The organism is Streptococcus sp. SPS1 (assembly GCF_030439915.1).
Classification (GTDB): domain Bacteria; phylum Bacillota; class Bacilli; order Lactobacillales; family Streptococcaceae; genus Streptococcus.
On sequence record NZ_JAQFJG010000014.1, the window covers coordinates 1 to 19,769 of the forward strand.

Annotated in this window: 17 protein-coding genes and 1 riboswitch; of the genes, 13 read left to right on the forward strand and 4 right to left on the reverse strand. The window is 42.5% G+C overall.

Going from position 1 to position 19,769, the window contains the following annotated elements; genetic code table 11:
• Positions 1–336 precede the first annotated feature (336 nt).
• Complete coding sequence (locus PCY12_RS08945) at positions 337–2,316, forward strand: YSIRK-type signal peptide-containing protein (protein WP_301352576.1); 1,980 nt, start codon at positions 337–339, stop codon at positions 2,314–2,316.
• Between the two features lie 183 nt (positions 2,317–2,499).
• Here the strand turns inward: PCY12_RS08945 and PCY12_RS08950 are convergent, their stop codons facing one another.
• Complete coding sequence (locus PCY12_RS08950) at positions 2,500–2,694, reverse strand: hypothetical protein (protein ID WP_301352578.1); 195 nt, start codon at positions 2,692–2,694, stop codon at positions 2,500–2,502.
• Between the two features lie 39 nt (positions 2,695–2,733).
• Between PCY12_RS08950 and mvk the strand changes: the two genes are divergently transcribed.
• From mvk to tig, 8 genes are all read left to right on the forward strand, one after another.
• The gene (gene mvk / locus PCY12_RS08955; protein ID WP_301352580.1) at positions 2,734–3,612 is read left to right on the forward strand and encodes a mevalonate kinase; all 879 of its coding nucleotides are present in this window, start codon (positions 2,734–2,736) and stop codon (positions 3,610–3,612) included.
• On the forward strand, positions 3,594–4,547 hold the full coding sequence (mvaD, locus tag PCY12_RS08960; RefSeq protein WP_301352582.1) for a diphosphomevalonate decarboxylase: 954 nt from the start codon (positions 3,594–3,596) through the stop codon (positions 4,545–4,547). The genes mvk and mvaD overlap by 19 nt, the downstream gene beginning before the upstream one ends.
• The gene (locus tag PCY12_RS08965; RefSeq protein WP_000562399.1) at positions 4,534–5,541 is read left to right on the forward strand and encodes a phosphomevalonate kinase; all 1,008 of its coding nucleotides are present in this window, start codon (positions 4,534–4,536) and stop codon (positions 5,539–5,541) included. The genes mvaD and PCY12_RS08965 overlap by 14 nt, the downstream gene beginning before the upstream one ends.
• Positions 5,525–6,535 (forward strand): type 2 isopentenyl-diphosphate Delta-isomerase, encoded by a 1,011-nt coding sequence (gene fni / locus PCY12_RS08970; RefSeq protein ID WP_061424417.1) that lies wholly within the window; start codon positions 5,525–5,527, stop codon positions 6,533–6,535. The genes PCY12_RS08965 and fni overlap by 17 nt, the downstream gene beginning before the upstream one ends.
• Positions 6,536–6,611: 76 nt before the next feature.
• Positions 6,612–7,310, forward strand: a complete 699-nt coding sequence (gene liaF, locus PCY12_RS08975; RefSeq protein ID WP_001224652.1) for a cell wall-active antibiotics response protein LiaF — start codon at positions 6,612–6,614, stop codon at positions 7,308–7,310.
• Positions 7,307–8,302 (forward strand): sensor histidine kinase, encoded by a 996-nt coding sequence (locus tag PCY12_RS08980; protein ID WP_301352584.1) that lies wholly within the window; start codon positions 7,307–7,309, stop codon positions 8,300–8,302. Before liaF ends, PCY12_RS08980 begins: the two co-directional genes overlap by 4 nt.
• A 13-nt stretch (positions 8,303–8,315) precedes the next feature.
• Entirely contained in the window at positions 8,316–8,948 is a 633-nt protein-coding gene (locus PCY12_RS08985) for a response regulator transcription factor (RefSeq protein WP_301352585.1), read from the forward strand.
• Positions 8,949–9,085: 137 nt separating this feature from the next.
• Entirely contained in the window at positions 9,086–10,369 is a 1,284-nt protein-coding gene (gene tig / locus PCY12_RS08990; RefSeq protein ID WP_301352587.1) for a trigger factor, read from the forward strand.
• A 153-nt stretch (positions 10,370–10,522) separates the two neighbouring features.
• Here the strand turns inward: tig and PCY12_RS08995 are convergent, their stop codons facing one another.
• From PCY12_RS08995 to rnhC, 3 genes are all read right to left on the reverse strand, one after another.
• A complete protein-coding gene (locus tag PCY12_RS08995; protein ID WP_301352589.1) occupies positions 10,523–12,889 on the reverse strand; it encodes an ATP-dependent RecD-like DNA helicase in 2,367 nt (788 codons plus the stop codon).
• 279 nt (positions 12,890–13,168) lie between these two features.
• A complete protein-coding gene (lepB, locus tag PCY12_RS09000) occupies positions 13,169–13,783 on the reverse strand; it encodes a signal peptidase I (RefSeq protein ID WP_004245100.1) in 615 nt (204 codons plus the stop codon).
• A 3-nt stretch (positions 13,784–13,786) separates the two neighbouring features.
• Complete coding sequence (gene rnhC / locus PCY12_RS09005) at positions 13,787–14,668, reverse strand: ribonuclease HIII (protein ID WP_301352590.1); 882 nt, start codon at positions 14,666–14,668, stop codon at positions 13,787–13,789.
• An 86-nt stretch (positions 14,669–14,754) separates the two neighbouring features.
• Here rnhC and zapA point away from each other — a divergent pair, with 86 nt between their 5' ends.
• The 4 genes from zapA to PCY12_RS09025 all read left to right on the forward strand — a co-directional run bounded on the left by zapA (position 14,755) and on the right by PCY12_RS09025 (position 19,707).
• On the forward strand, positions 14,755–15,057 hold the full coding sequence (zapA, locus tag PCY12_RS09010; RefSeq protein ID WP_000002019.1) for a cell division protein ZapA: 303 nt from the start codon (positions 14,755–14,757) through the stop codon (positions 15,055–15,057).
• A complete protein-coding gene (locus tag PCY12_RS09015; RefSeq protein ID WP_000624512.1) occupies positions 15,054–15,602 on the forward strand; it encodes a CvpA family protein in 549 nt (182 codons plus the stop codon). The genes zapA and PCY12_RS09015 overlap by 4 nt, the downstream gene beginning before the upstream one ends.
• Before the next feature lie 103 nt (positions 15,603–15,705).
• Complete coding sequence (locus tag PCY12_RS09020) at positions 15,706–18,042, forward strand: endonuclease MutS2 (protein WP_173217959.1); 2,337 nt, start codon at positions 15,706–15,708, stop codon at positions 18,040–18,042.
• A 163-nt stretch (positions 18,043–18,205) separates the two neighbouring features.
• Positions 18,206–18,294: riboswitch (glycine riboswitch) on the forward strand.
• A gap of 90 nt (positions 18,295–18,384) precedes the next feature.
• A complete protein-coding gene (locus tag PCY12_RS09025; protein ID WP_301352592.1) occupies positions 18,385–19,707 on the forward strand; it encodes a sodium:alanine symporter family protein in 1,323 nt (440 codons plus the stop codon).
• The last annotated feature ends 62 nt before the right edge of the window (positions 19,708–19,769 follow it).

Here is a 19,769-nt window from a genome sequence, read left to right on the forward strand (position 1 = left end):
TTATGTTTTGTCATAGTAGACCTCATTTCTAACTCAAACGTCTCACACTTAATTCCACCATAAAAATCCGTTTTAGACTAATTTCCACTTTGATTAGGCAAGTGGAAATTACTTTGAGAAGTTACGATTTTTAACGAAATTGAGTTTTTGCCCAGTTTCACATGACATTTTTCAGAAAAAGGTATATAATGTTAGTGTGATGTCGAGTGTTTTTTTGAAAGCATCATGAAAATTACAATTTTAGACTTAAAAAGCGAACCCTCTCTTAAAATACTAAAATATTTAAGGGGGGGGGGGGTATTTTTATAAGTACCCATTTGTAAAAAAGAAATGAGGATGAAAATGAACTTTAAGTCAAGAAAATATGAAGGAAACGGGAAAAAAGTTTTACGCTATTCTATTAGAAAGCATCATTTGGGAGTAGCTAGTGTGGCAGTAGCTTCGGTATTATTTTTTGCAACTGGTGTGGCGGCTGTTCAAGCGGATGGACCAGTAGCAGGCGCAACAGGTGCTTTACCATCAGGAGAAAGCACAACAAGTGGTACAGGAAGTACAGGTGGAAATGGTACTATTACATCAGGTACAGATAGAAGTGCTACTTCTCCTGAATCGGGGACAGGTGAAACAACTACTAAGCCTAATTATGCTGGTAAAGTAACACTTATGAAACAGTGGAATGTTGATGCAGATGATCCTACTATTAGAGAAAATGCAGATAGGACATATAAGACGGGGGAAGATAAGTTAGGAAAACCAACAGTTAACTCTAGTACTGCCAACACTTTTCTTGGTTGGTCTGACAAACCTTCAGTAGATGGGAAAATTGATGAAGAGCACGGAGCTAGATTATTTTCACCAGAAGATACATTAGCAACAGCCTTTCCAAATGGTTTAAAACCTGATTCAAAGCTATATGGGGTTTACACAAGCTTTACCAAGGACGAAGCGCCTGTCCCAACGGATCATAGAAGAACTATGATTCTTTATAACGGGTTAGATAGATTCAAAATTAATGCTAACAAAGTTAAAATTGATACTATGGTAGAATCGGATGCTGTATTACCAAATACTAAGTTGAGCAATGCAACAGAAGTTGTAAAAGATGGAAAAAATACACGTACTATCATTGATGAGTATGACCCGAAAAATAATGATACTGATAAAGTGAACGAAGTGGTTCTAAAAGCTGAGTTTGAAATGGATAATACTACAGCTATGACTGTATATAGAAATCCTGATGCAAGAGGAGCGGGTCCTGTTTTATCAAACACATACAAAAATAATAAATTTAAAATAGATGAAACTACAAAGACTTACACATATGTAGACTTAAATGTGAATTTAGACAAAGATTTAGTTGTTCCAGAAAAATTATATGCAGAGTTTAATGGTTACTCATGGAGACCTTTATATGCTATAGGAATTAAGGAAGATAAAACGAAGGAAATCTTAAATGTATATTCAACATCCGAAAAAAATTTAGGAAATGACAAAAATAGCTTTAATTCATTAGTTAGTAATACAGAACCTAAAATTACATTTGGTGTTGAAACTAAAGGTTACAATAATATTACATTTAGGATGATTCTTAGATCTTTAAACGACAAGGATAGTAGTAGATCAGATGGTAAATATAATGAACGTATCGCTGAAAGTGCAATAAAACCAGATGAAGGTAAGTCTATCGCTGAAACTATTATGCGTAATATGACACTTAAAACTCTTTCATCAAAAGAGCTTAAAAAGTTATTCCCTAATAAGAGGCCTGAAGAAATCAATAAGATGGTTATTCGTATTAAACAAGATAAAGCCAAAGAGTTAGCAGATACGAATGGGAGAACAGTTTTAAAGGTGACAGGTACTGTTGAGGGTAATGTTCGCCCTAGTGCAGGCAGCGTGTTTTTCTTTACTTTAGCTAGAAATTTACCTATCAACAAAGTAGAAGCTAATGTTTTAGAGCTAGGTTATGTTTATCAGCCAAGAGAAAACATAACACCTAACCCAGGACCAAATCCAAGCCCAGGACCAAATCCAAGCCCAGCACCAAATCCAAGCCCAGCACCAAGTCCGGAACCAAATCCACAGCCGACACCAGAACCGCAACCCCAGCCAACCCCCCAGCCGACACCAAGTCCAAGCTCAGCACCAAGTCCAAGTCCGACTCCTTCAGAGAATTGGAATCAAGGAAGTACTGAAGTGCACAAGCAGGATGAATTACCTCAGACAGGTAGTCAACAAGATGAATCGTTGGTAGCTCTAGGTGGCTTATCTATCCTAGGTGCTTTGACGGTATTTTCTAAAAAACGAGAAGAATAGGATATGCTAAAAATCGTTTAAATAATAAAATGATGGAGATATATCCCTATAATGGAAAAAGCGATTGTGAAGGAAACAATCGCTTTTTTTGTGAAAATATAATAAAATAGATAGGAGAGAATAAATATTTGTATGAAAAAATAATACTCTTCGAAAATCTCTTCAAACCACGTCAGCGTCGCCTTACCGTACATATATGTAACTGACTTCGTCAGTCTTATCTACAACCTCAAAGCAGTGCTTTGAGCTGACTTCGTCAGTTCTATCTGCAACCTCAAAACAGTGTTTTGAGCTGACTTCGTCAGTTCTATCTGCAACCTCAAAACGGTGTTTTGAGCAGCCTGCGGCTAGCTTCTTAGTTTGCTTTTTGATTTTCATTGAGTATAAGACGGCTTTTTCGTCTAGTAAAAGGAAAATATGACAAAAAAAGTTGGTGTCGGTCAGGCACATAGTAAGATTATTTTAATAGGGGAGCATGCGGTCGTTTACGGTTATCCTGCCATTTCTCTGCCTCTTTTGGAGGTGGAGGTGACTTGTAAGGTAGTCCCTGCAGAGAGACCTTGGTGTCTCTATGAGGAAGATACCTTGTCTATGGCGGTGTATGCTTCGCTGGAGTATTTGGATATCAAAGAAGCCTGCATTCGCTGTGATATTGACTCGGCTATCCCTGAAAAACGGGGAATGGGTTCGTCAGCGGCTATCAGCATAGCGGCCATTCGTGCGGTTTTTGACTACTATCAAGCTGATTTGCCTCGTGATGTACTAGAAATCTTGGTCAATCGTGCTGAGATGATTGCCCATATGAATCCAAGTGGTTTGGATGCCAAGACCTGTCTCAGTGACCAGCCTATTCGCTTTATTAAGAATGTAGGATTTACAGAGCTTGAGATGGATCTATCCGTCTATTTGGTGATTGCCGATACGGGAGTTTATGGTCATACTCGTGAAGCCATCCAAGTGGTTCAAAACAAGGGCAAGGATGCCCTGCCGTTTTTGCATGCCTTGGGAGAATTGACCCAGCAGGCAGAAGAAGCAATTACAAGAAAAGATGCTGAAAAACTGGGACAAATCCTCAGTCAAGCGCATTTATATTTAAAAGAAATTGGAGTTAGTAGCCCTGAGGCAGATTCCCTAGTTGAAACGGCTCTTAGCCATGGTGCTCTGGGTGCTAAGATGAGCGGTGGTGGGCTTGGAGGTTGTATCATAGCCTTGGCAGCCAATTTGACACACGCACAAGAACTAGCAGAAAGATTAGAAGAGAAAGGAGCTGTTCAGACATGGATAGAGAGCCTGTAACAGTACGTTCTTACGCAAATATTGCTATTATCAAATATTGGGGAAAGAAAAAAGAAAAAGAGATGATACCTGCTACTAGCAGCATCTCTCTGACTTTGGAGAATATGTATACGGAGACGACCTTGTCGCCTTTACCAGCCCATGCGACAGCTGATGCATTTTATATCAATGGTCAGTTACAAAATGAGGCTGAACATGCCAAGATGAGTAAGATTATTGACCGTTACCGTCCAGAAGGTGAGGACTTTGTCCGTATAGATACTCAAAACAATATGCCTACCGCAGCGGGCTTGTCCTCAAGTTCTAGCGGTTTGTCCGCCTTGGTCAAGGCTTGTAATGCTTATTTCAAGCTTGGATTGGATAGAAGTCAGTTGGCACAGGAGGCTAAGTTTGCCTCAGGATCTTCCTCTCGGAGTTTTTATGGACCATTAGGTGCCTGGGACAAGGATAGCGGAGAGATTTACCCGGTAGAGACAGACCTGAAACTAGCTATGATTATGTTGGTGCTAGAAGACAAGAAAAAACCAATCTCTAGTCGTGATGGGATGAAACTTTGTGTGGAAACTTCGACGACCTTTGATGACTGGGTGCGTCAGTCTGAGAAGGATTATCAGGATATGCTGGTTTATCTCAAGGAAAATGACTTTGCCAAGGTTGGGGAGTTAACGGAGGAAAATGCCCTTGCTATGCACGCTACGACGAAAACAGCATCACCAGCCTTTTCCTATCTAACCGATGCAAGCTATGAGGCCATGGACTTTGTTCGCCAGCTCCGTGAGCAAGGAGAGGCCTGCTACTTTACTATGGATGCTGGTCCCAATGTCAAGGTCCTCTGTCAGGAGAAAGACTTGGAGCATTTATCAGAAATCTTCGGTCAACGTTATCGCTTGATTGTGTCAAAAACAAAGGATTTGAGCCAAGATGATTGCTGTTAAAACTTGCGGAAAACTCTATTGGGCAGGCGAATATGCTATTTTAGAGCCAGGGCAGTTGGCCTTGATAAAGGCCATTCCTATCTATATGAAGGGCGAGATTGCTTTTTCTGATAGTTACCGTATCTATTCAGATCTGTTTGATTTCACAGTTGATTTGACGCCAAATCCTGACTATAGCTTGATTCAAGAAACGATTGCTTTAGTGGAAGATTTCCTCGTTTATCGTGGGCAGACCTTGCGACCTTTTTCTTTAGAGATTCGAGGAAAAATGGAACGAGAAGGGAAAAAGTTTGGTTTAGGCTCTAGTGGCAGCGTCATTGTCTTGGTTGTCAAGGCTTTGCTGGCTCTGTATAATCTTTCGGTTGATCAGGATCTCTTGTTCAAGCTGACCAGTGCTGTCTTGCTCAAGCGAGGAGACAATGGTTCTATGGGGGACATTGCCTGTATTGTGGCAGAGGAATTGGTTCTTTACCAGTCTTTTGATCGCCAGAAGGTGGTTGCTTGGTTGGAAGAAGAAAATTTGTCGACAGTTTTAGAGCGTGATTGGGGCTTTTCAATTTCACAAGTGAAACCAACTTTAGAATGTGATTTCCTAGTGGGGTGGACCAAGGAAGTGGCTGTGTCTAGTGATATGGTCCAGCAAATCAAGCAAAATATCAATCAGAATTTTTTAAGTTCCTCAAAAGAAACGGTGGCTTGTTTGGTAGAAGCCTTGGAGCATGGGAAATCAGAAAAAATTATCGAGCAGGTAGAAAGAGCCAGCAAGCTCTTAGAAGGCTTGAGCGCAGATATTTACACACCTTCGCTTAGACAACTGAAAGAAGCCAGTCAAGATTTGCAAGCCGTTGCCAAGAGTAGCGGTGCTGGTGGTGGTGACTGTGGTATTGCCTTGAGTTTTGATGTGCAATCAACCGAAACATTAAAAAATCGCTGGGCCGATCTGGGGATTGAGCTCTTATATCAAGAAAGGATAGGACATGACGACAAATCGTAAGGACGAGCATATCCGCTATGCTCTTGAGCAGAAAAGTTCCTATAATAGCTTTGATGAGGTGGAGCTGATTCATTCTTCCTTGCCTCTTTACGATCTGGATGAAATCGATCTGTCGACAGAATTTGCTGGTCAAAAGTGGGATTTTCCTTTTTATATCAATGCCATGACAGGTGGGAGTGATAAAGGTCGAGAAATCAATCAAAAGCTGGCTCAGGTGGCGGAGGCCTGTGGGATTTTGTTTGTAACGGGGTCTTATAGCGCAGCCCTAAAAGATCCAACAGACGACTCTTTTTCTGTTAAAACCAGCCATCCAAATCTCCTCCTTGGAACCAATATTGGATTGGACAAGTCTGTCGAGTTAGGTCTTCAGACTGTAGAAGAGATGCATCCTGTTCTATTGCAAGTGCATGTCAATGTCATGCAGGAATTACTCATGCCCGAGGGAGAAAGGAAGTTCAGAAGCTGGCAATCGCATCTGGCAGACTATAGCCAGCAAATCCCTGTTCCGATTGTCCTCAAGGAAGTGGGTTTTGGAATGGATGCCAAAACCATCGAGAGAGCCTATGAATTGGGCGTTCGAACCTTTGACCTGTCAGGTCGTGGTGGTACCAGCTTTGCCTATATTGAAAATCGTCGCAGTGGCCAACGTGATTATCTCAATCAATGGGGCCAGTCTACCATGCAAGCCCTTCTCAATGCCCAAGACTGGAAAGACAAGGTCGAACTCTTGGTCAGTGGTGGCGTTCGGAATCCGCTGGATATGATTAAGTGTTTGGTCTTTGGTGCCAAGGCTGTAGGACTGTCTCGAACAGTTCTGGAATTGATTGAAAGCTACACCGTCGAAGAAGTGATTGACATTGTTCAAGGCTGGAAAGACGATCTGCGTTTGCTTATGTGTGCTCTTAATTGTGCTACCATAGCAGATCTGCAAAAAGTAGACTATCTTCTTTATGGAAAATTAAAAGAAGCAAAAGATCAGATGAAAAAGGCGTAATCACCGCCTTTTTTCCATCTTCAGACCGAGGTGGCTTTTTTGAAGTGTGATAAAATAGAAGAGAGAGGATCAACCTATGAGAAAATTTAAAATCTTTTTATTTATCGAAGCCTGTCTGTTGACAGGAGCTCTGATTTTGATGGTATCAGAGCATTTTTCGCGTTTTCTGCTGATTTTATTCCTCTTTTTGCTTTTGATTCGCTATTACACTGGTAAAGAGGGAAATAACCTTCTTTTAGTGGTGGCAACCATTCTTTTCTTTTTCATCGTCATGCTCAATCCTTTTGTGATTTTAGCTATTTTTGTTGCGGTCATCTATAGCCTCTTTCTTCTTTATCCGATGATGAACCAAGAAAAAGAACAAACCAATTTGGTTTTTGAAGAGGTGGTGACGGTTAAGAAGGAGAAAAACCGTTGGTTTGGAAATCTTCATCATTTTTCAAGCTACCAGACTTGCCAGTTTGATGATATCAATCTCTTTCGTCTCATGGGGAAGGACACTATTCATCTGGAGAGGGTCATTCTAACAAATCATGACAATGTTATTATCCTCAGAAAGATGGTAGGAACGACTAAAATCATTGTACCTGTAGATGTAGAAGTCAGTCTCAGTGTTAACTGTCTCTATGGGGATTTGACTTTTTTCAACCAGCCCAAGCGAGCTCTCCGCAATGAACACTATCATCAGGAAACGAGAGATTATCTCAAGAGTAACAAGAGTGTCAAGATTTTCTTGACTACTATGATTGGGGATGTGGAGGTGGTCAGAGGATGAAAAAACAAGCCTATGTAATCATTGCTCTCACCTCTTTTCTGTTTGTCTTATTTTTCTCCCACAGCTTGCTGGAAATTCTTGATTTTGACTGGTCTATTTTCTTGCATGATGTCGAAAAAACAGAAAAATTTGTTTTTTTGTTGTTGGTATTCAGCATGTCCATGACCTGTCTCTTAGCCCTGTTTTGGAGAGGTGTTGAAGAGCTTTCTCTAAGAAAAATGCAGGCTAATCTCAAGCGTTTATTAGCAGGGCAAGAAGTGGTTCAGGTTGCAGATCCAGATTTGGATGCCAGTTTCAAGTCATTGTCAGGTAAACTTAACCTTTTAACAGAAGCTCTTCAAAAGGCTGAAAATCACAGCCTTTCTCGGGAAGAGGAAATCATCGAGAAAGAACGGAAGCGGATTGCTCGGGATTTGCACGATACCGTCAGTCAGGAGTTGTTTGCGGCCCACATGATTTTGTCAGGTGTCAGTCAGCAGTCTTTGAAATTGGATAGAGAAAAGATGCAGACCCAGTTGCAGAGTGTCACAGCTATTTTAGAAACTGCCCAGAAGGACTTGAGAGTCTTGCTCTTGCATTTGCGACCAGTTGAGCTGGAGCAGAAGAGTCTGGTTGAGGGAATCCAAATCCTCTTAAAAGAGCTTGAGGACAAGAGTGACCTCAAGGTTAGTTTCAAGCAAAATGTGACGAAATTGCCTAAGAAAATCGAGGAGCATATCTTCCGTATCCTGCAAGAGTTGATCAGCAACACTCTCCGCCATGCCCAGGCATCTTGTTTGGATGTCTATCTCTATCAGACGGATTTTGAAATGCAACTGAAGGTGGTGGACAATGGGATTGGTTTTCAGTTAGGGAGTTTAGACGACTTGAGTTATGGATTACGCAATATCAAAGAGCGGGTTGAAGATATGGCAGGGACGGTTCAGTTATTAACAGCTCTCAAGCAAGGATTGGCAGTTGATATTCGTATTCCCCTGCTCGATAAGGAATGATAAAGGAGTAAAGATGAAAATTTTACTAGTAGATGACCATGAAATGGTCCGATTGGGCTTGAAAAGCTACTTTGACCTCCAAGACGATGTAGAAGTTGTGGGTGAGGCGGCAAACGGATCTCAAGGAATTGACTTGGCCTTGGAATTGCGTCCAGATGTCATTGTCATGGATATTGTCATGCCTGAGATAAATGGAATTGACGCGACCTTGGCTATCCTCAAAGAATGGTCTGAAGCCAAGATTTTGATTGTGACTTCGTACTTGGACAATGAAAAAATCATGCCTGTCTTAGATGCTGGTGCTAGGGGCTATATGCTCAAGACTTCTAGTGCCGACGAACTTCTCCATGCTGTCCGTAAGGTGGCTGCTGGGGAGTTGGCCATTGAGCAAGAGGTCAGCAAAAAAGTCGAATACCACCGCAATCACATAGAACTACATGAGGACCTGACTGCGCGTGAGCGAGATGTACTCCAACTCATCGCCAAGGGCTATGAAAATCAGCGTATCGCAGACGAACTTTTTATCTCTCTCAAGACGGTTAAGACCCACGTGTCCAACATTCTTGCCAAACTTGAAGTCAGCGATCGTACCCAGGCGGCTGTCTATGCCTTTCAGCACCACTTGGTGGGGCATGAGGAGTTCTAATAGTTATATAAAAATAATATTGGAGAAGTGAGCAAGTACCTCTCCCATCATTGAAAAGCGCAGTCATTACTTGAAAAAAGTCGTCCATTTATGTTATAATAGACTGTATTTAAAAAATTTTAAGGAGAAATGACAGAATGTCTGTATCATTTGAAAACAAAGAAACAAACCGTGGTGTCTTGACTTTCACTATCTCTCAAGACCAAATCAAACCAGAATTGGACCGTGTCTTCAACTCAGTGAAGAAATCTCTTAATGTTCCAGGTTTCCGTAAAGGTCACCTTCCACGTCCTATCTTCGACAAAAAATTTGGTGAAGAGTCACTTTATCAAGACGTTATGAACGCTCTTTTGCCAAACGCTTATGAAGCAGCTGTAAAAGAAGCTGGTCTTGAAGTGGTTGCTCAACCAAAAATTGGTGTAACTTCAATGGAAAAAGGTCAAGACTGGGTTATCACTGCTGAAGTTGTTACAAAACCTGAAGTAAAATTGGGTGACTACAAAAACCTTGAAGTATCAGTTGATGTAGAAAAAGAAGTAACTGACGCTGACGTTGAAGAGCGTATCGAACGTGAACGCAACAACTTGGCTGAATTGGTTATCAAAGAAGCTGCTGCTGAAAACGGCGACACTGTTGTTATCGACTTCGTTGGTTCTATCGACGGTGTTGAATTTGACGGTGGAAAAGGTGAAAACTTCTCACTTGGACTTGGTTCAGGTCAATTCATCCCTGGTTTCGAAGACCAATTGGTAGGTCACTCAGCTGGCGAAACTGTTGATGTAGTTGTAACATTCCCAGAAGACTACCAAGCAGAAGACCTTGCAGGTAAAGAAGCTAAATTCGTAACAACTATCCACGAAGTAAAAGCTAAAGAAGTTCCAGCTCTTGACGATGAACTTGCAAAAGACATCGACGAAGAAGTTGAAACACTTGCTGAATTGAAAGAAAAATACCGCAAGGAATTGGCTGCTGCTAAAGAAGAAGCTTACAAAGATGCAGTAGAAGGTGCAGCAATTGATAAAGCTGTAGAAAACGCTGAAATCGTAGAACTTCCAGAAGAAATGATCCACGAAGAAGTTCACCGCTCAGTAAACGAATTCCTTGGGAACTTGCAACGTCAAGGTATCAACCCTGACATGTACTTCCAAATCACTGGAACTACTCAAGAAGACCTTCATAATCAATACCAAGCAGAAGCTGAGTCACGTACTAAGACTAACCTTGTTATCGAAGCAGTTGCCAAAGCTGAAGGATTTGATGCTTCAGAAGAAGAAATCAAAAAAGAAGTTGAGCAATTGGCAGCAGACTACAACATGGAAGTTGCACAAGTACAAAGCTTGCTTTCAGCTGATATGTTGAAACACGATATCACTATCAAAAAAGCTGTTGAGTTGATTACAAGCACAGCAACAGTTAAATAATCTTATACTCTTCGAAAATCAAATTCAAACCACGTCAGCGTCGCCTTACCGTACTCAAGTACAGCTTGCGGCTAGCTTCCTAGTTTGCTCTTTGATTTTCATTGAGTATTAATAAACAAAAATCCCACCTGAATTGGTGGGTTTTCTGATGCACTATTTTCCAAAAATCTCTTTGAGGTCTGCGTCTGTAATCCCAATCATGGCGGGGATGCTGTCCCAGTTTTCTTCTGTCAGGATGTAGGATTGTTCAGAGTCACTTGATGTGGCAGTTTCAGAGACAGCTTGTTGCTTTTCTTCAACATTCTCCAGTAGATCACTGAAGCGTTCAATCAGATAGGTTTTTCGGGCAGTTCCGATATGTTGGGTAGCATAATCGAAGGCCTGTAATTCGCCTAGTAAGATAAGCTTGCTTTTGGCGCGTGTAATGGCTGTATAGATGAGATTGCGCTCCAGCATACGCCTGCTAGCACTAGTGATAGGTAGGATGACAACAGGGAACTCACTTCCCTGAGACTTATGAATACTCATGGCATAGGCCAGGCGAATCTTGTACCATTCGTTACGTGGGTAAGAGACCTCATTGCCATCAAAATCAATGACAATCTCGTCTTGTTTCGATTCGGTATATTTACCAGGAATCAGGTCTGTGATAGCTCCTAGATCCCCATTAAAGACATTGATTTCAGCATCGTTAACCAAATGAATGACCTTATCTCCCTTACGATAGTGGCACTGGGTAGCTTCAAAACTGAGTTGATCTTTTTGTGGTGGATTGAGCAGGTCTTGCAAGAGCTGGTTGATGGCATCAATCCCTGCCGTCCCTCGGTACATGGGAGCCAGAACTTGGATATCACGGGCAGGGATGCCACTTCTGAGGGCAGCGCCTAAGATTTTCTCAATGGTAGCAGGAATATGGCCACTAGCAATTTCAAAGTAGGAACGGTCTGCTTTTTTCTGAGTGAAATCAGCTGGCAAGATGCCCTGTCGAATCTGACTAGCTAGGGTAACGATGGTTGATTCTTCGCTTTGTCGATAAATTTTTTCCAAGCGAGTCTGAGGAATCAAGGGAATATGAAGCAGATCCGCTAGAACCTGTCCAGGACTGACAGACGGCAACTGGTCGCTGTCACCCACGATGAGGATCTTGCTGTTAGAAGAGATGTTAGAGAAGAGTTGATTGGCCAGCCAAGTATCCACCATGGAAAATTCATCTACGATGATAAAGTCAGCATCCAGATAATCTTCCAGATGACTGGTATCATCGTCACCTGTCATTCCCAAGTGGCGGTGTATGGTCGCGCTTGGCAAGCCTGTCAATTCATTCATGCGCCGAGCGGCTCGACCAGTTGGAGCGGCAAGAAGAATCGGCAAGTTGCTTTTTTTCCTGAGGTTAAGTCCTTCTAAAAGGGCATAAACAGCGATGATCCCATTGATAACAGTGGTCTTACCAGTACCAGGCCCACCTGTCAGGATAAAGACCTTGTTTTGGATAGCGTCGCAGATCGCCTGTTTTTGAATGTTATCATACTCAATCCCCAGATCTTCTTCGACAGTAGCGATATGTTTTTGAATGGTTTCTAAATCTTGGCTCTTCTGTTTTCCTTTTTCAAGGATACGAACCAAGTGACTGCGGATGCCTTCCTCCGCGAAAAAGAGACTATTATCAAAGATTTTGGTATCAATTTGCTGAACCTTGTCTTCTTCAATCAGGTAGGAGAGTTCTTGGGCAACTTGACTGGGATCCAGTTCTACGGGGCGGGAAGACTCAAGGAGAGTAAGTGTTTGTTCCAGCAAATCCCGTGCTTCAACATAGGTGTCCCCTGTTTCCATACAGGCCTGAAAAAGACTATGAACTAGACCGGCACGGAAGCGCTCAGGAGCCTGACTTTCGATGCCTAGTTCCTCCGCTAATTGGTCAGCAATGGTAAATCCCAAACCCTTGATATCCTCAACCAACTGGTAGGGATAATTTTCAACCACATCAAGGGTTTCCTCCTTGTAAAAGTCTTGAATCTGGAAGGCTAGTTTATTGGGAATGCCGTAGTTGGCCAGTTTGGCTAAAACCATTTCCGTTCCGTAGTTGAGACGGAGAGTGGAGACGAAAGCCTCGCGATTTTTGGCAGATAGTCCTGTAATGCCTGCTAACCTTTCTGGATGTTGCAAAATTTCGTCAATGGTATTGTCGCCATAGGTATCCACAATTTTCTGAGCTGTCTTGAGACCAATTCCCTTGAAATGGCTACTTGAAAAGTACTTAACTAGTCCCTTGCTAGTTGGTTTTGCATGTTCATAACGGCTGATTTGCAGTTGTTCCCCATACTTGGAGTGCTGGACAATTTGTCCCCAAAAAGTATAGTCTTCTCCCTCAATCACATCAGCCATGGTGCCAGTAACAATGATTTCAAAATCATCAAAGTTTTCTGCGTCCGTATCTTCGATTTCTAGGAGGAGGATACGATAAAAATTGCTGGGATTTTCAAAAATAATCCGTTCAATGGTTCCTGAAAAATAAACTTCCATAAGATTCCTTTGCATAAATAGGTGAGAGTTAATACTCTTCGAAAATCTCTTCAAACCACGTCAGCTTCGCCTTGCCGTATATATGTTACTGACTTCGTCAGTTCTATCTACAACCTCAAAGCAGTGCTTTGAGCAACCTGCGGCTAGCTTCCTAGTTTGCTCTTTGATTTTCATTGAGTATAACTTTGTTTCTATCTTAATCAAACTGGATAGTGAATAATCATATTCTCACGATAGAAGAAGAGGCTGAGATTACTGTTTCTCGGCCTCTTAGGTCTCTTAAAATGTTCCGATACGGGTGATTGGCCAGAAGCGGAATTTAGCTTCCCCTGTGATATCTTTTGCTTTAAAGGTACCTACATGTCGGCTGTCGCTCGAAACCAAGCGGTCGTCTCCGAGGAGAAGGTATTCTCCTTCTGGGACAGTAAAGCTAAAGTTGGTGTTGTAATTGACATCAACTGTGAAGGCTTGCGCTTTTTCAGCGATACTTCTAAAGAAAGTGCCTTTATTTCCTTCAAAACCCTTGCCTGAGTAGGTGCTTTGGAGTTTGTCATCCTTGAAGCGTTTGATATAGTCTGCTAGGTAAGGCTCATCTGTCTCTTTGTCATTGATGTAAAGTTTATCGTTTTCATAACGGATGGTATCGCCAGGCATTCCAATCACGCGCTTGACGATGTCCTTATTGCCATCTTCCTCATGGGCAACCACGATATCAAAACGGTCAATAGGAAGGTGCTTAACGACAAAGAGGATTTCACCATCCGCTAGGGTCGGATCCATGGAATGTCCTTCTACGCGGACATTACTCCAAAAAAAGATACGGCTCAAAGCTAATAATGACAGAATCAGGAGGAACAATCCCCACTCTTTTAAGAAATTTTTAAATGAATTCATAACTTACCTTTCTAAGCGTTTTTTCGCTTTTTCAGTATTTTTAAAGTGCAGTTTAGCGCAGAAATTGAGTCCCTGCATACCATAGGCTTGCAAAATCTGGCTAGCTACCTTATCAGAAGTCGTTCCAGCTCCACTTGGAAGTTGATAGCCCAGCTCTCGTCCTAGATTTTCAAGATTTTCCAGAAAGAGATCACGCGCAATGATAGAAGAGACTGCGACAGCCAAGTATTTGCCCTCAGCCTTTTCTTCTAAGCTGATAGGATTGCTGAAACGATTGGCCTCTTGTGCCAAGTACTTGTCATAATTTTTAGCACTGGTAAAGGCGTCAATCACAATTTTCTCAGGCTGAAAACCTTTTTGAAGGAGGAGATAGATGGCCTGATTATGGAGAGCTACCTTAACTGAAACAGCATTGTAGCGGTCTCCGATGACCTCGTTGTACTTGCTTGGTGAGAGAAGGAGTGCTTGGTGCTGGATTTTTTCCTTGAGGATAGGGGCAATCTGACGAATCTTTTGGTCGGTCAGAGTCTTAGAATCTCCCACACCGAGATTTCGCAAGAAGTCATGCTGGTCAGGTGTGACAAAGGAAGCCACAACTGCAAGTCCACCAAAGTAGGAACCATTTCCAACCTCATCTGTCCCAATCAAAGGGAAATTTTGTCCGCTGGTTTGCTCTACAGCTTGATAGCCAAAGAAACGAGCGTATTTCTCAGCCCCTTCACCTTGAAGTAAGACCTTTCCAGAAGTATAGATAGAAACCGTTGCTTGGGGTAGCCTCAAAAAGTAGCGGATATAGGGATTCTTGCTGGGAGCCAGACTGGTTTGATAGTGTTCAAGAAAAGCCTGAATCTCCTTTTCACTTGGTGTGAGTGTTATACTTGCCATAGTTTCTATTGTACCATAAAAGCAGGCAAATTTGTAAAAACTGACAAAATTAGCGAATTTTGGTATAATATCATGAGGTGAATTTTATGGCAAATCTAAATCGATTCAAATTTACATTCGGGAAAAAATCATTAACTTTGACAAGCGAGCATGATAACCTTTTTATGGAGGAAATCGCCAAGGTTGCGACAGAAAAATACCAAGCAATTAAAGAACAAATGCCTAGTGCAGACGATGAAACAATCGCTCTTTTGTTGGCAGTCAACTGTTTATCAACTCAGCTCAGCCGTGAGATTGAATTTGATGATAAGGAGCAAGAATTAGAAGAACTCCGTCACAAGCTTGTGACTTGCAAGCAAGAACAGAGCAAGATTGAGGATTCCTTATGATTTCACTCCTTCTTCTATTGGTCTTGGCTTGGGGATTTTATATCGGCTATCGGAGAGGCCTGCTCTTACAGGTTTATTACCTGATTTCAGCCATGGCATCGGCTTTTGTGGCCGGCCAGTTTTACAAGGGAATTGGAGAGCAATTTCATTTGCTGCTCCCTTATGCAAATCCGCAGGAAGGTCAGGGAACTTTCTTTTTCCCATCGGATCAACTTTTCCAGTTGGATAAGGTCTTTTACGCAGGTATCGGCTACTTGCTTGTATTTGGGATTGTCTATAGCATCGGTCGTTTACTTGGTCTCTTGTTACACTTAATTCCTAGTAAAAAACTGGGTGGCAAGTTGTTCCAAGTTTCAGCAGGGATCTTGTCCATGTTGGTGACCTTATTTGTCTTGCAAATGGCCTTGACCATACTAGCAACCATTCCCATGGCAGCTATACAAAATCCTCTTGAAAAGAGTATCGTCGCAAAACACATCATCCAGAGCATACCAGTAACAACTAGTTGGCTCAAACAAATCTGGGTGACAAATTTAATCGGATAAAAAGGGCAGGAGTTTTCCTAGCCCTTTGTTTACAGATTTGACTCGAATCTATCAGAATATAAAAAGCTACCACACCTAGACATTCAAAGACAAGGAAATAAAGATGAATAAGAAAATATTAGAAACATTAGAGTTCAATAAGGTCAAGGCTTTGTTTGAACCCCATTTGTTGACCGAGCAGGGCTTGGAGCAATTGAGACAGCTGGCTCCGACTGCTAAGGCAGATAAAATTAAACAGGCTTTTGCTGAGATGAAGGAAATGCAGGCTCTCTTTATCGAGCAACCGCATTTTACCATTCTCGCAATTAAGGAAATCGCAGGAGTCTGCAAGCGGTTGGAGATGGGGGCAGATCTCAATATCGAGGAGTTCCTCCTCTTGAAGCGCGTGCTTCTTGCTAGCCGAGAACTGCAAAGTTTTTATGCCAATCTGGAAAATGTCAGCTTGGAAGAGTTAGCCCTTTGGTTTGAGAAATTACACGATTTTCCGCAATTACAAGGAAATCTCCAAGCCTTTAATGATGCAGGTTTTATTGAAAATTTTGCCAGTGAAGAATTGGCGCGCATCCGTCGAAAAATCCATGATAGTGAGAGTCAGGTACGCGATGTCTTGCAAGATTTGCTCAAGCAAAAGTCGCAGATGTTGACGGAAGGAATCGTTGCCAGCAGAAATGGCCGTCAGGTTTTACCAGTTAAAAATACCTACCGCAATAAGATTGCAGGTGTTGTTCATGATATTTCTGCCAGCGGAAACACCGTCTATATCGAACCCCGTGAGGTGGTCAAACTGAGCGAGGAAATTGCTAGTCTGCGAGCAGATGAGCGCTATGAAATGCTTCGAATTCTTCAAGAAATTTCTGAGCGTGTCCGACCTCATGCGGCTGAGATTGCTAATGACGCTTGGATTATCGGCCATCTGGACTTGATTCGTGCCAAGGTACGCTTTATCCAAGAAAGGCAAGCAGTCGTTCCTCAGCTGTCAGAAAATCAAGAGATTCAACTGCTCCATGTCTGTCATCCTTTGGTCAAAAATGCCGTCGCAAATGATGTCCATTTTGGCCAAGATTTAACAGCCATTGTCATTACAGGTCCCAATACGGGCGGGAAGACCATCATGCTTAAAACTCTGGGATTGACGCAGGTTATGGCTCAGTCGGGTTTGCCGATTTTAGCAGATAAGGGAAGTCGTGTTGGTATTTTTGAAGAAATCTTTGCCGATATTGGCGATGAGCAGTCTATTGAACAGAGCTTGTCTACCTTCTCTAGCCATATGACCAATATTGTGGATATTCTTGGTAAGGTCAACCAGCATTCGCTCTTGCTCTTGGATGAGTTGGGGGCTGGTACAGATCCCCAAGAGGGAGCCGCCCTTGCCATGGCTATTCTGGAGGACCTTCGCCTGCGTCAAGTCAAGACTATGGCGACTACCCACTATCCGGAACTCAAGGCCTACGGTATTGAGACAGCCTTTGTGCAAAATGCCAGCATGGAGTTTAATACTGCAACTCTACGCCCGACCTATCGCTTTATGCAGGGAGTTCCTGGCCGAAGCAATGCCTTTGAAATTGCTAAACGTTTAGGCTTATCTGAAGTTATTGTAGGGGAGGCAAGCCAGCAGGTCGATCAGGACAATGATGTCAATCGGATTATTGAGCAACTGGAAGAGCAGACGTTAGAGAGTCGCAAACGCTTGGACAATATCCGTGAGGTGGAGCAAGAAAATCTCAAGATGAATCGTGCGCTAAAAAAACTCTACAATGAACTCAATCGTGAAAAGGAAACCGAGCTTAATAAGGCGCGTGAACAGGCTGCTGAGATTGTGGCCATGGCCCTCAGTGAGAGTGACCAGATTCTCAAAAATCTCCACAGTAAGTCCCAGCTCAAACCTCATGAAATCATTGAAGCCAAGGCCAAGCTGAAAAAATTGGCTCCTGAAAAAGTGGACTTGTCTAAAAACAAGGTCCTTCAAAAGGCCAAGAAAAAACGTGCTCCAAAGGTGGGAGATGATATCGTTGTTCTCAGTTATGGACAGCGTGGTACCCTGACCAGTCAACTTAAGGATGGCCGTTGGGAAGCCCAAGTTGGCTTGATTAAGATGACCTTGGAAGAGAAAGAGTTTGACCTTGTTCAAGCCCAGCAAGAAAAGCAAGTCAAGAAGAAACAGGTCAATGTCGTGAAACGAACTTCTGGTCGTGGCCCACAAGCCAGACTGGACCTTCGAGGCAAACGTTATGAAGAGGCCATGAATGAGCTAGATGCCTTTATCGACCAAGCCTTGCTTAATAATATGGCTCAAGTTGATATCATTCATGGTATTGGAACAGGTGTCATCCGTGAAGGTGTCACCAAATACCTACAAAGAAACAAACATGTCAAGAGTTTCGGCTATGCCCCACAAAATGCTGGAGGGAGTGGCGCAACTATTGTCACTTTTAAAGGATAGCAGTATTCTGGACTTTATAAAGTAAAAACTGTTGAACTAATTTTTACTAATAAACACATTGACAAAAGCCAACATTTTTTGTAAAATAAGAATCAATTAAATACCAACACCGAATGAAGTTTAATAGAAGTGGGGAATCGTTTGATTTTCCATGACTGTAAATGGACGGAACTCTGGAGAGACCGTAAAGGCACCGAAGGGGCAAGGCAGGCAACTGCTCAAACTCTCAGGTAAAAGGACAGAGCTAGGATAGACCGCTTTTTAGCATTTATCTAAGCATTCCAGAGTACATGTATCTTGCATGTGCTCTTTCTTTTGGGGTTGAAAAGATAGGAGAAGGAAATGTTAGAATTGCTTAAATCAATCGATGCTTTTGCTTGGGGACCGCCCCTCTTGATTTTATTGGTCGGAACAGGGCTTTACCTAACTATTCGGCTAGGACTCTTGCAGGTTTTGCGTCTGCCCAAGGCCTTTCAGCTTATTTTTATCCAGGATAAGGGACATGGGGATGTATCCAGTTTTGCAGCTCTGTGTACAGCCTTGGCATCAACCGTTGGAACAGGGAATATCATAGGGGTTGCGACGGCTATCAAGGTGGGGGGGCCTGGAGCCCTCTTTTGGATGTGGATGGCGGCTTTCTTTGGAATGGCTACCAAGTATGCGGAAGGACTCTTGGCCATCAAATACCGCACCAAGGACGACCATGGTGCAGTAGCGGGAGGTCCCATGCATTATATCCTTCTAGGGATGGGAAAAAAGTGGCGTCCACTTGCTGTTTTGTTTGCAGTAGCAGGAGTACTGGTTGCTCTCTTGGGAATCGGAACCTTCACTCAAGTTAACTCGATTACAGAATCTATCCAGAATACAACGACTATTTCGCCAGCTATCACTGCTCTCGTCTTGTCTGTCTTTGTAGCGATTGCAGTCTTTGGCGGACTCAAGTCCATTTCAAAGGTTTCAACTACTGTTGTGCCTTTTATGGCTATCATTTATATCTTAGGAACTCTTACAGTTATTTTCTTTAATATCGGGAAAATTCCTTCTACAATTGCTTTAGTCTTTACCTCAGCTTTTAATCCCCTTGCTGCGGTAGGTGGATTTGCTGGTGCTAGCGTTCGGATGGCTATTCAAAATGGTGTGGCGCGTGGTGTGTTCTCAAATGAATCTGGTCTGGGTTCTGCTCCCATTGCAGCTGCTGCGGCTAAGACAAATGAACCAGTAGAGCAAGGCTTGATTTCCATGACAGGAACCTTTATTGACACCCTCATTATCTGTACTCTGACTGGTTTGACCATCTTGGTGACTGGTGTTTGGAGTGGCGACTTAAATGGGGTTGCCTTGACTCAGTCAGCCTTCTCAACAGTCTTTTCACACTTTGGACCTGCCCTTTTGACCATCTTCCTTGTACTCTTTGCCTTCACGACAATTCTAGGTTGGAACTATTACGGGGAACGTTGTTTTGAGTTTCTCTTTGGGGTTCGCTTTATCTGGCTCTACCGTGTGGTCTTTGTGCTCATGGTCTTGTTGGGAGGATTTATCGAGTTGGATATGGTCTGGATTATCGCAGATATTGTCAACGCTTTGATGGCTCTGCCAAACTTGATTGCCCTCTTAGTTTTATCACCAGTTGTTATTGTTGAGACTAAAAAGTATTTTGACAAATAATGAAATCACACATCGCGTGTGATTTTTTGCTTTCATAAAAAATTTCTATCAGTGCAATTTAA